This is a genomic window from Sphingobium xenophagum, from assembly GCF_031457465.1.
In the GTDB taxonomy this organism is placed as follows: Bacteria; Pseudomonadota; Alphaproteobacteria; order Sphingomonadales; family Sphingomonadaceae; genus Sphingobium; species Sphingobium xenophagum_A.
This window is the reverse complement of record NZ_JAVDWV010000008.1, coordinates 98030-109703: the sequence shown is the minus strand read 5'-3', so window position 1 is coordinate 109703 and position 11674 is coordinate 98030. Positions and strand designations below refer to the sequence as shown.

At 63.6% G+C, this 11674-nt stretch carries 8 protein-coding genes; 6 read left to right on the top strand and 2 right to left on the bottom strand.

What is annotated here, in order from left to right; genetic code table 11:
- Positions 1-43: 43 nt before the first annotated feature.
- The 3 genes from acs to J2W40_RS09945 all read left to right on the top strand — a co-directional run bounded on the left by acs (position 44) and on the right by J2W40_RS09945 (position 5326).
- Complete coding sequence (acs, locus tag J2W40_RS09955) at positions 44-1987, top strand: acetate--CoA ligase (RefSeq protein ID WP_310224232.1); 1944 nt, start codon at positions 44-46, stop codon at positions 1985-1987.
- A gap of 25 nt (positions 1988-2012) precedes the next feature.
- Entirely contained in the window at positions 2013-2525 is a 513-nt protein-coding gene (locus J2W40_RS09950; RefSeq protein WP_310224230.1) for a cytochrome b, read from the top strand.
- A 155-nt stretch (positions 2526-2680) separates the two neighbouring features.
- Positions 2681-5326, top strand: coding sequence for a M1 family metallopeptidase (locus J2W40_RS09945; protein ID WP_310224228.1), 2646 nt, complete (start codon positions 2681-2683; stop codon positions 5324-5326).
- Between the two features lie 152 nt (positions 5327-5478).
- Here J2W40_RS09945 and ggt read toward each other — a convergent pair whose 3' ends face one another.
- Entirely contained in the window at positions 5479-7179 is a 1701-nt protein-coding gene (gene ggt, locus J2W40_RS09940; RefSeq protein WP_310224226.1) for a gamma-glutamyltransferase, read from the bottom strand.
- Positions 7180-7237: 58 nt separating this feature from the next.
- The gene (locus J2W40_RS09935; protein ID WP_310224224.1) at positions 7238-8305 is read right to left on the bottom strand and encodes a quinone-dependent dihydroorotate dehydrogenase; all 1068 of its coding nucleotides are present in this window, start codon (positions 8303-8305) and stop codon (positions 7238-7240) included.
- Positions 8306-8657: 352 nt separating this feature from the next.
- Here J2W40_RS09935 and J2W40_RS09930 point away from each other — a divergent pair, with 352 nt between their 5' ends.
- The 3 genes from J2W40_RS09930 to sufB all read left to right on the top strand — a co-directional run bounded on the left by J2W40_RS09930 (position 8658) and on the right by sufB (position 11591).
- Positions 8658-9602 (top strand): helix-turn-helix transcriptional regulator, encoded by a 945-nt coding sequence (locus J2W40_RS09930; protein WP_310224222.1) that lies wholly within the window; start codon positions 8658-8660, stop codon positions 9600-9602.
- Between the two features lie 82 nt (positions 9603-9684).
- Positions 9685-10095 carry an RrF2 family transcriptional regulator gene (locus tag J2W40_RS09925; protein ID WP_043149212.1) on the top strand — a complete coding sequence of 137 codons (411 nt, stop codon included), beginning with the start codon at positions 9685-9687 and terminating at the stop codon, positions 10093-10095.
- Positions 10092-11591 carry a Fe-S cluster assembly protein SufB gene (gene sufB, locus J2W40_RS09920; protein WP_310224219.1) on the top strand — a complete coding sequence of 500 codons (1500 nt, stop codon included), beginning with the start codon at positions 10092-10094 and terminating at the stop codon, positions 11589-11591. The genes J2W40_RS09925 and sufB overlap by 4 nt, the downstream gene beginning before the upstream one ends.
- Positions 11592-11674: the final 83 nt, after the last annotated feature.

Below are 11674 nucleotides of genomic sequence, written 5' to 3'. Positions count from 1 at the left end.
GAAGAGACTGCGATAATGATTACGCGATGGAAAGGATGCCCCCATGTCTGACGATTTCTTCCCGGTGCCGGGGGACTGGGCCAGCAGCGCGCTGATGGACCGGGCCGCGCGCGATGCGGACTATGCGCGTTCGATCGATGCGTCGCACGATTATTGGCTGGAGCGCGCCCAACGGCTCGACTGGATCACACCGCCGACGAAAAGCGACGAAAGCAGCTTTGCCGAAGCGGATTTCGGCATCCAATGGTTCGCCGACGGGGTGCTCAACGTCAGCGCCAACTGCATAGACCGCCATCTGGCAAAGCGCGGCGATCAGGTCGCGATCCTGTGGGAGCCGGATTCCCCGGACGAGGCACCACGCCGCTACACCTATGCCCAAGCCCATGAAGAAGTCTGCCGCTTCGCCAATGTGCTGAAAAGCGTCGGCGCGAAGAAGGGCGACCGCATCACCATCTATATGCCGATGATCCCGGAGGCCGCCTTCGCCCTGCTTGCCTGCGCGCGGATCGGTGCGGTGCATAGCGTGGTATTCGGCGGCTTTTCGCCCGAAGCGCTGGCGGGCCGGATCGTCGATTGCGATTCGACGCTGGTCATCACCGCCGACGAAGGCCGCCGCGCAGGCAAGACCGTGCCCTTGAAGGCCAATGTCGATGCCGCGCTCAAACATTGCCCCGGCGTCAAACATGTCGTCGTCGTGCAGGCGACCGGCGACGCGGTGACGATGGCGGAAGGCCGCGACCTGTGGCTGCATGAAGCGGCGGCCACCGTCGAGGCCGACTGTCCGCCCGAACCCATGAATGCCGAAGACCCGCTGTTCATCCTCTACACGTCGGGATCGACCGGCAAGCCCAAGGGTGTGCTACACACATCGGGCGGCTATCTGCTCTGGGCCGCGCTCACTCACGAACTCTGCTTCGACTATCGGCCCGGCGACATCTACTGGTGCGCGGCCGATATCGGCTGGGTTACGGGGCACAGCTATATCGTCTATGGCCCGTTGGCCAATGGCGCGACGACGCTGATGTATGAAGGCGTGCCCAACTGGCCGACCCCGGCGCGGATGTGGGAAGTGGTGGACCGGCATCAGGTCCAGACCCTCTTCACCGCCCCCACGGCGCTGCGCGCGCTGATGAAGGAAGGCGACGCCCACGTAAAAGCGACCAGACGTACCTCGCTCCGCCTGCTCGGCACGGTCGGCGAACCGATCAACCCGGAGGCATGGCGCTGGTATCATGGCGTCGTCGGCGAAGGCCGCTGCCCGATCATCGATACCTGGTGGCAGACCGAAACCGGCGGCGCGATGATCGCGCCGATGCCAGGCGCCACCGACCTCAAGCCGGGGTCCGCGACCCTGCCCATGCCCGGCGTGGTGCCACAGATCGTCGATACCGAAGGCAAAGTGCTGGAAGGCGCGATCGAGGGCAATCTGGTCATCGCACGCAGCTGGCCGGGGCAGATGCGCACCGTCTATGGCGACCATGACCGCTTCTTTCAGACCTATTTCACCACCTACCCCGGCAAATATACCACAGGCGATGGCGCGCGCCGCGATGCCGATGGCTATTATTGGATCACCGGGCGCGTTGATGACGTCATCAACGTGTCGGGCCATCGCATGGGCACGGCGGAGGTCGAAAGCGCGCTGGTGCTGCATGAAAGCGTCGCCGAAGCGGCGGTGGTGGGCTTCCCCCATGATATCAAAGGACAGGGCATCTATGCCTATGTCACGTTGAACGCCGGGATCGAGCCGGACGACGATCTGCGCCAGTTGCTGGTCAAATGGGTCCGCACCGAAATCGGCCCGATCGCCACCCCCGACGTTATCCAGTTCGCGCCCGGCCTGCCCAAGACCCGGTCCGGCAAGATCATGCGCCGCATCCTCCGTAAAATTGCGGAGGGCGAAGTCTCCGCGCAAGCGCTAGGCGATACCAGCACCCTGGCCGATCCTTCGGTGGTGGATAATCTCGTCGCCAATCGTCACGGCTAGGAAACGAACAGAAGGAAGCGCTGCCATGGACCGCTATAATGGAGTCGCCCGCGCCCTGCATTGGGCCATGGCCTTGCTCATCATCCTCGCACTGGTGCTTGGCATCGGCCATGATGCGCTGCCCAAGGATTGGGCCGTGATCCCGATCCACAAGTCGATCGGGCTGACCGTGCTGGCGCTGACTTTGGTGCGGATCATCTGGCGGCTGGCCAATCCCGCGCCACGCTTGTCCGCCGCCATGCCCAATTGGGAAAAAGGAGCGGCGCACGCCACCCACGCGCTCTTCTATATCTTCATGATCGTGCTGCCCCTGTCCGGGTGGATCATGACGTCGGAGGGCACGCGGCCCTTGAATTGGTTCTTCCTGTTCGACGTCCCCAAGCTCCCGGTGGCCAAGGGCGACATGCTCGTCGATCTGGCGGGTGAAGGGCATGAGGTAATGGGCTTCATCTGGGCGGCGTTGATCCTGCTCCATATCGGCGCGGCGTTGCGGCATCATTATCTGCTCAAGGACAATGTGATGCGGCGGATGCTGTAGGCACCCGCCGACCAACGGGCGTTCGGGTTCGACCAACGACGTTGTAATAGCATTACATCGCTTGACCGACGCAGCGAAACGGTTGATCCCGCGTTTCATCAGGGCGCAGAGCCATATGGCCGCGCCGTCAAGACGTGTCGGAGTCTCAAAAACCTATGTCCCTCGCCAAAATCCTGCCGCTGCTGCTGGCCGCCGCCCCTATCGCCCTTGCCACGCCCGCGCTGGCCCAGACGGCCCCCACCGGACCCGCCGCCGGGATCACCACCCAATTGCCGCGCGGCGCCGTGCCCAGCCATTATGCGATCACCGTCACCCCCGACGCCGCCAATCTGAAGTTCACCGGCAAAGTGACGATCGACGTAGCGGTCAGCACGGCCATGCCGACGCTGGTGCTGAACGCCGCTGATCTGACGTTCGGAGACGTGATGCTGACCCCTGCGAAGGGCAAGGCGATCAAGGGCACGGCCAAGGTCGATGCCGACGCGCAGACGGTAACGCTCGACTTCGGCGAGCCGCTGGCACCCGGCAACTATAAGCTCGCCATCGCCTATGCCGGCGTCATCAACACCCAGGCGAACGGCCTGTTCGCGCTCGACTATACCGACAATGACGGTGCAGCGAAGCGCGCGCTCTTCACCCAGTTCGAAGCGCCCGACGCGCGCCGCTTCGTGCCGAGCTGGGACGAGCCAAGCTACAAGGCGACCTTCGACCTCAGCGCAATCATCCCCACCGGCGAACTGGCGGTCGGCAACATGCCGGTCACATCGACCAAGGATCTGGGCGGCGGCAAGACCCAGGTGACGTTCGGCACCAGCCCCAAAATGTCCTCCTACCTGCTCTTCTTCGGCCTGGGCGAGCTGGAGCGCGCGACCAAGATGTCGGGCGCGACCGAAGTTGGCGTCATCACCGGCAAGGGCAATACCGGCAAGGCGCAACTGGCGCTCGACGCCTCGGTGTCGATCCTGCCCTATTTCAACGATTATTTCGGCGTCCCCTATCCCCTGCCCAAGCTCGACAATGTCGCTGGGCCGGGTCAGAGCCAGTTTTTCAGCGCCATGGAAAATTGGGGCGCGATCTTCACCTTCGAGCGCGCTCTGCTGGTCGATCCGCGCTTCACCTCCGAAGCGACCAAGCGCCGCATCTATGAAACCGTGGCGCATGAAATGGCGCATCAATGGTTCGGCGATCTCGTCACCATGGCCTGGTGGGACGATCTATGGCTGAACGAAGGCTTCGCCAGCTGGATGGCGACCAAGGTCACCGACAAGTTGCAGCCCGATTGGCAGATGCTGCTGACCCGCGTCGACGGCCGCGAGGCGGCAATGAGCCTCGACTCGCTCGCCACCACCCACCCCGTCGTGCAGAAGATCACCACCGTCGATCAGGTGAACCAGGCGTTCGACGCCATCACCTATCAGAAGGGCGAAGCGGTTATCACCATGCTGGAGGGCTATGCCGGCGAGGATGTGTGGAAGACCGGCATCCGCAGCTATATGAAGGCCCATGCCTATGGCAACACCGTCACCGACGACCTGTGGAAGGCGGTCGAGGGCGCAGGGGCCAAGGGATTGGTGTCGATCGCGCATGACTTCACGTCCAAGCCCGGCATTCCGCTGGTCAAGGTCGATAGCGCACAATGCCAGGGCGGCAACACGCTGCTGACCCTGAGCCAGGGCGAATTCAGCCGCGACAAGAAGGACAAGGCACCCCTGAGCTGGAACGTGCCCGTGATGGCGCAGACCATCGGCGGCGCGCCGCAACGGCTGATCCTGCAGGGCAAGGGGCAGATGACGCTGCCGGGCTGTGGTGCCTATGTCGTCAATGCCGGGCAGACGGGCTATTATCGCTCGCTCTATCCCGCCGCTAATGTGAACGCGCTGGCCGCCAGTTTCACCAAGCTGCCCGCGATCGACCAGACCGGGCTGCTGGCCGACAATTTCCAGCTTGGCCTCGGCGGCTATCAGCCCATGGGCCTGGCGCTCGACCTGATCGACGCCGTACCCACCACCGCCACCCCCGCCGTGCTGGCACAGGTGCCGGGCTATCTGGACAGCGCTTATGCCATGCTGGAGGGCGATACGGCCGGACAGGCGAAGGTCGCCGCTTACACGTCCGCCAAGCTGACACCAGTGCTGACCGGCATCGGCTATGATGCCAAGCCGGGTGAAAATCCGCAGGTGCCCGTGCTACGCTCGGCGCTCGTCGGAACGTTGGGCGAGATGGGCGACAAGGCCGTGGTGGCCGAAGCCAATCGCCGCTTCGCCGCGCTGGCAAGCGATCCTGCCGCGCTCGACGGCCCCCTACGCAACGTCTGGATGGCGATCATCGCCAAAAATGCCGATCAGGCGACCTGGGACAGGCTGCGCGCGCTGGCCAAGGGCGCAAAGACCGACCTGGAAAAAAGCACCCTCTATGCGCTGCTCGGCGGGGCCAAGGACGAAAAGCTCGCCCGCCAAGGCCTCGATCTGGCGCTGACCGACGAGCCGGGCAAGACCACCAGCGCGGCGATCATTGCGCAGGTTGGATACGAACATCCGATGCTGGCGGTGGACTATGTGCTGGCGCACCGCGCGCAATATGAAGGGCTGATCGACGTCTCCGCGCGCAGTCAAGCGCTCGCGCGGCTGGGCGGCGGATCGGCCGACCCGGCGATGGCGACCAAGCTGGACGCCTATGCCACCCAATATCTGACGCCCGAATCGCGCAAGGTGGTCGATCGCGCCATCGCCGCGATCAACACCCGCATCGAAACCCGCACCCGCCTGAAGCCCGCGCTGACGGCCTGGTTCGCCAAGAAGTGACTGTTTTGCCAAGTCCCTTAAATCCTCCCTTGTAAGGGGAGGGGGACCACGAAGTGGTGGAGGGGTGTCGCCCTATCGAGAGCGTGACACCTCTCCGTCAGGGCTACGCCCTGCCACCTCCCCTACCAGGCGAGGATGCCATTTTTTCGACATCACTCCTGCAACGATACGCCAGGACTGCGCGGATCGGCTGCGCCCTGCCAGCGGCCATCGGGCAATCGCTCGGCCGCATTGGCCTTGAGCCCCATGCGCGACAGCGTCACGCGATGGCCGAGCTTTTCGAGCGGTGCCTTCATCGCCTCCAGCGACGTGCCCTGCTCCAGCACCAGCCCTTCGCCGTTGAAGTAGATCAGCCCATGGGCGATCGACTCCTGCGCCGACAGGCCCCAGTCGAAATGGGCGATCAGCGCCTTGGCCACCTGCATGATGATGGTCTTGCCCCCCGCCGCGCCGACGGTGAAGACGGGCGTGCCCGCCTCATCATAGACGATGGTCGGCGACATGGACGATAGCGGGCGCTTGCCCGGCTCGACCCGGTTGGCGACCGGCGCGCCGACCTTTTCCGGGGTGAAGCTGAAATCGGTCAGTTCATTGTTCAGGATCACGCCATTGGCGATCAACTGGCTGCCGAAGAAACTCTCGACCGTCGATGTCCAGGCGGCGATGTCGCCATCCCGGTCCACCGCGACAAAATGGCTGGTGCCGCTTTCGGGTTGCGGCCGCGAAGCCGTGCGCGGCTGCGCGCCGGGCGGCGTGCCGGGCTGATAATCGTTGAGCGCCTTGTTCAAACGGATGCGCGCCGACCGCTGCTTGAGATAGGCGGGATCGATCATCCCCGTCAGCGGCACCGACACGAAATCCGGGTCGCCCAGCCATGTGCCACGATCGGCATAGGCGAGTTGCATCGCCTCGCCGATAACGTGCCACGACCGGGGATCATCCTTCCCCCATGTGCCGAGCGGAAAGCGCTCGACCATGCCCAATATCTCCAGCACCGTCACCCCGCCTGACGAAGCCGGACCCATGCCGCACACGGTATAGACGCGATATTTGCCGCAAACCGGCTTACGCTCCTTGGTCTGATAGCCCGCAATGTCGGCTTCCGTCATCGGCACCGGGTTCTTGGGCGCGTTGGTGACGGTTTGCGCCAGGATGCGGGCATTTTCGCCCGTATAGAAAGCGTCCGGCCCTTCCGCCGCGATCCGCTTGAACAGCGCAGCAAGCGGCGGGTTTTTGAGCATCGTACCCATCGGCGCGGGCTTGCCATCGATCCAGAAATATTTCTGGATTTCAGGGAAGTCGGCCCACACCCCCGCGACCGCCTTCATCGCGGTGTCGAGCCGCTGGCGCACTTCATAGCCCTCTTCCGCCGCGCGAATGGCGGGCTGGAACAGATCGGCCCAGGGCAGCTTGCCCCATTTGCGATGCGCGTCCCAGGCCAACCGCACATTGCCCGGCACTCCGACCGAATAGCCGCCCGGCCAGGCATCGCGGAAGGACAGCGGTTGGCCATCGGCCCCCATGAACCGGTCGGGCCGGGCGGCGGCCGGGGCCGTTTCGCGCCCGTCGATCGATTCCAGCAGCCCGGTCTCCCCGTCATGATGCATCAGGAATCCGCCACCGCCGATGCCGCTATTATGCGGCTCGACGACGTTCAGCGTCAGCATCATGGCGATGGCGGCGTCGGTGGCGCTACCGCCCTTGCGCAATATCTCCTGCCCCGCTTGTGCCGCGCGCGGATCGGCAGCCGAAACAGTGGCGTTGGTCGATACCGGATCGCGCGCCAAAGCGGGTAGCGGCCCAAGAGCGAGAAGGGCTAAAGGGGCCAGTAGGCCAGAGAAACGACATGTCATGGGGCTTACCCTATAGCGGGAGTTGCCGATCGCAACCCTTTCCAGCCCCTTGGACGGATCAGCCGTCGATACCCACCAGATCGGCGACCGTCGCCACACCGTCGCGGGCCATCAGCGCCTTCAACTCTCGGTTGATCCGCCGCGCCAGATATGGCCCTTCATAGACCAGTGCGCTATAGAGTTGGACCAATGACGCCCCCGCCCGGATGCGGGCATAGGCCTGCGTGCCGGTCGCGATGCCGCCCACCCCGATCAGCGGTAGCCGATCGCCCAGCAACCGGCGAAAATCGCGCAGTCGCGCCAGCGACAAATCGGTCAGCGGCGCACCCGATAGCCCGCCCGCTTCGCCCGCACGGGCCGATCGCAGCGCGGGCCGGGTGATGGTGGTGTTGGACACGATCAGCGCATCGACCCGATGATCGATACAGGCCGCGGCGATATCCTCGACATCGGCCGGTTCCAGGTCGGGCGCGACCTTCAGAAAAATGGGCGGGCCACCCGGCGCGCGCGCGGCCATTACGGCACTCAGCAAGGCGTCGAGCGCGCTGCGGTCCTGCAAGGCGCGCAGGCCCGGCGTGTTAGGCGACGAGATATTGACCGTCAGATAATCGGCCAGCGGCGCCATGCAGGTGACGCCGGTGACATAGTCGGCAATGCCTCGTCCGGCCGCCGCCGCATCCTTGTTCGCGCCGATATTGATGCCGATCACCGGCCCCTCGCCCTCTGATTCGCGAACGACCGGCCGCCGATAGCGCGCGATGCGATCCGCTGCCGCACCCTGCCCGCCATTGTTGAAACCGAAGCGATTGATGACCGCCCTGTCCTCGACCAGCCGGAACAGGCGCGGTTGCGGATTGCCCGGCTGGGCCAGCGGGGTCAACGTCCCCAGTTCGGCAAAGCCAAAGCCAAGGCCGTGCATCTTGTGCGCGATCCGCCCATCCTTGTCATAGCCTGCCGCCAAGCCGACCGGATTGGGGAAGCAAATGCCCGCCACCTTTATCGCCAGCATGGGGTCCGGTGCCAGCGGCGATGGCGTCGGCATCATCCGCAGCGCAGCAAGGGAAAGATGATGGGCGCGCTCGGCATCGAGCGCAAACAGCAGCGGGCGGATCAGGCGATAGCACATGGTCCCGCCTATGCCAGCGCGGCACGAAGACGTCGAGTCGCTGTGGCCAAAGCGCCACAACCGGCGGTTAGTGACATATCATGACAGAAAACGTCATGAATGAGACGGTTTAGGGCAGCGGAATGTCTGATTCATCCAATAATCTTGCTTCGATTCACGCCTAAAGCGTCCCTGCGACCCGAAGGCTCGACGGCTTACAGCCGATGAGACCTTTTCCTTGGCCCGGCGATGCAAATCGTCGGGCCATTTTTATGTGCGGTGCAGTATCGAACCAGAAAAGTAACAGTTCTTTCACCATGTTACTTGCGTGCGGGCGCAGTTGGCGCATAGTAATCCCCTTGGGGTGAAGAAAATGGGGTTGCACAAATTCGGCATGACCGGGGGCGCTGTTGCCCTGCCGGACGAAGGGGGGCCACTGTCCTATACAGTGGCCGCGGCGCAGGGGCCGGTGCGGCTGCGCTATTTTGCGCCACCCGAACAATTGCGCGCCTATTTCGGTTCGCTTTATCTGTTCACCGTCGATGCCGATCATTATGGCGACGCGACCCGTGCTGATGTGCCACAATTGCGCTTCATGCTGGCCGGTGGTGGCCATTATCATTTTCAGGATGATGTCGTGATGCAGACGCCCGACGTCTGCCTGCTCGGTCCGACGATGGGCGCGACCCGGTTCGAACTCGACCGACCCAGCCGGGTTCTGGGCATTTCGCTGCTACCGGCCGGATGGCAATCCCTCCATGGCGGCGACGCCAGCGCACTGGCGGACCGATTGTGCGACCTGGCGGCGGTTGGCGGCGCGCATCATGCCGATCTGCTGGCGGAATTGCGGACGATCGACGAAGCAGAGGCCGAGGAGATCGCCGCGCGTTGCTGGGCCGCGCTCGGCCGCCTGGTCAAACCGCTACGCGGCACGACCTGGGCCTTGCTCGATGCGGTCGATGGCTGGCTGATGGGCGAAGGGTCGCCGCGAATCGAGGCGCTGGCCGAAGCGACCGACCTGTCGCCGCGCCAACTCGCGCGCCTCACCAACAAATATTATGGTGCCCCGCCCAAGCTGCTGGCGCGCAAATATCGCGCGCTGCGCTGTTCCGCCCGAATCGCCCTCGACGGCGAAAGCTGGCAGCAATTATGCGAGGAGGCGGGCTTCTACGACCAGTCCCATTGTATCCGTGAAATCAAACACTTCATCGGCCTGACCCCGCACCAGTTGCAGACCGAGCCCTCTGCCGTCGCCCAGCTCACTCTGCTGCGCCGATCACTGGGCAGCGACGTGGCGATGCTCAACCGCCTATCCTAATTAGCCCTTGATTCCCGAGCCTGAGAGGACCAAATGCCAATCGGACGATATTGATCCGATTTAAGAATGGTTCGCAACTGGCATGAGATTATCAAGCTTCGCTGATTATGCGGTCGTGCTGATGTCCGCCGCTGCGCGCCATTGCGGTGCTGCCAAGATGAACGCGACCACCCTGGCCGCCGAAACCGGCATCCCGCTACCCACTGCGCAAAAGCTGGTGGGGCGCCTGTCATCGGCGGGCCTGCTCGAATCGAGCCGGGGCACGGGCGGCGGCGTCCGCCTGTCGCGTCCGCCCGCCACCATCACGCTCGCCGATGTGGTGGAAGCGGTCGAAGGGCCGATCGCCATGACCGCCTGCGCCGACACGGGCACGCATGACTGCACGCTGGAGCAGGATTGCCGCATTCGCCCGCATATGAACGTCGCCAATGAAGCGATCCGCGCTGCCCTGGCTGGCGTGACCATCGCCAGCCTTACACGAGAAATGGCATGACCGAGCAAATCACGACTGTCCCAGGCTATTCTGGCCGTAACCAGGAGGCGCAGGACGCGGCCGATCGCGCCTCGACCTACGAACATGGCTGGTCGTCCGCCATTGAACAGGATTTCGCGCCCAAGGGGCTGAACGAAGATACCGTCCGCTTCATCTCCGCCAAGAAGAAGGAGCCGCAATGGCTGCTCGACTGGCGGCTGAAGGCCTTTGCGATGTGGAAGACGATGACGCCGCCCGACTGGGCGAAGCTCAATGTCCCCCCGATCGACTATCAGGACGCCTATTATTACGCCGAGCCGAAAAAGAAGGTGGAGCTGGATTCGCTTGATGAAGTCGATCCCGAAATCCTCGCCACTTACAAGAAATTGGGCATCCCCATCGCCGAGCAGGAAGTGCTCGCGGGGGTGAAGGGCAGCCGCCGCGTCGCGGTCGATGCCGTGTTCGATTCGGTGTCCGTCGCCACCACCTTCCGCAAGGAGCTGGAGGAAGCGGGCGTCATTTTCCGCTCGATCAGCGAAGCGGTGCGCGAATATCCCGATCTGGTGAAAAAGTGGATGGGCAAGATCGTGCCCATGCACGACAATTATTTCGCCACGCTCAACTGCGCGGTCTTTTCCGACGGCACCTTCGTATACATCCCCAAGGGCGTTCGCTGCCCGATGGAACTGTCCACCTATTTCCGCATCAACGCGGAAAATACCGGCCAGTTCGAACGCACGCTGATCGTCGCGGATGAAGGCAGTTACGTCTCCTACCTCGAAGGCTGCACCGCGCCGATGCGCGACGAAAATCAGCTCCACGCGGCGGTCGTGGAACTGGTCGCGCTCGATGATGCCGAGATCAAATATTCGACCGTCCAGAACTGGTATCCTGGCGATGCGGATGGCAAGGGCGGCATCTATAATTTCGTGACCAAGCGCGCCTTGTGTCAGGGCAAGAACAGCAAGGTCAGCTGGACCCAGGTGGAAACCGGGTCGGCGGTCACCTGGAAATACCCGTCCTGCGTGCTGAACGGCGACAACAGCGTCGGCGAATTCTACTCCGTCGCGCTGACCAATAATATGCAGCAGGCCGACACCGGCACCAAGATGATCCACAACGGGAAAAACACCCGCTCGACCATCGTGTCGAAAGGGATCAGCGCAGGCCGATCGAACAACACCTATCGCGGACTTGTACGGGTGGCACCGGGCGCGGAGGGCGTGCGCAACTTCACCCAATGCGACAGCCTGCTGCTGGGCGACCAGTGCGGCGCGCACACCGTCCCCTATATCGAGGTCCGTAATCCATCAGCGCAGATCGAGCATGAAGCGACGACATCGAAGATCAGCGACGACCAGCTTTTCTACGCCATGCAACGCGGCCTGGACGCGGAGAGCGCCGTCAGCCTGATCGTGAATGGTTTTGCGCGGGAGGTTCTGCAGCAATTGCCGATGGAGTTCGCGGTCGAGGCGCAGAAATTGCTGGGTATCAGCCTGGAAGGCAGCGTGGGATGACCCCCACCGCCTCTCCCCACGTCATGCCGGACTTGATCCGGCATCCCGCTTTTCTTTGCGCCGCATTGGAAGGCAGTGGGACC

What these genes read in the sequence shown, in the direction of transcription:
- acs (WP_310224232.1), top strand. Translation starts at nt 44, where the DNA reads ATGTCTGACGATTTCTTCCCGGTGCCGGGGGACTGGGCCAGCAGCGCG.
- J2W40_RS09950 (WP_310224230.1), top strand. Translation starts at nt 2,013, where the DNA reads ATGGACCGCTATAATGGAGTCGCCCGCGCCCTGCATTGGGCCATGGCC.
- J2W40_RS09945 (WP_310224228.1), top strand. Translation starts at nt 2,681, where the DNA reads ATGTCCCTCGCCAAAATCCTGCCGCTGCTGCTGGCCGCCGCCCCTATC.
- ggt (WP_310224226.1), bottom strand. Translation starts at nt 7,179, where the DNA reads ATGACATGTCGTTTCTCTGGCCTACTGGCCCCTTTAGCCCTTCTCGCT.
- J2W40_RS09935 (WP_310224224.1), bottom strand. Translation starts at nt 8,305, where the DNA reads ATGTGCTATCGCCTGATCCGCCCGCTGCTGTTTGCGCTCGATGCCGAG.
- J2W40_RS09930 (WP_310224222.1), top strand. Translation starts at nt 8,658, where the DNA reads ATGGGGTTGCACAAATTCGGCATGACCGGGGGCGCTGTTGCCCTGCCG.
- J2W40_RS09925 (WP_043149212.1), top strand. Translation starts at nt 9,685, where the DNA reads ATGAGATTATCAAGCTTCGCTGATTATGCGGTCGTGCTGATGTCCGCC.
- sufB (WP_310224219.1), top strand. Translation starts at nt 10,092, where the DNA reads ATGACCGAGCAAATCACGACTGTCCCAGGCTATTCTGGCCGTAACCAG.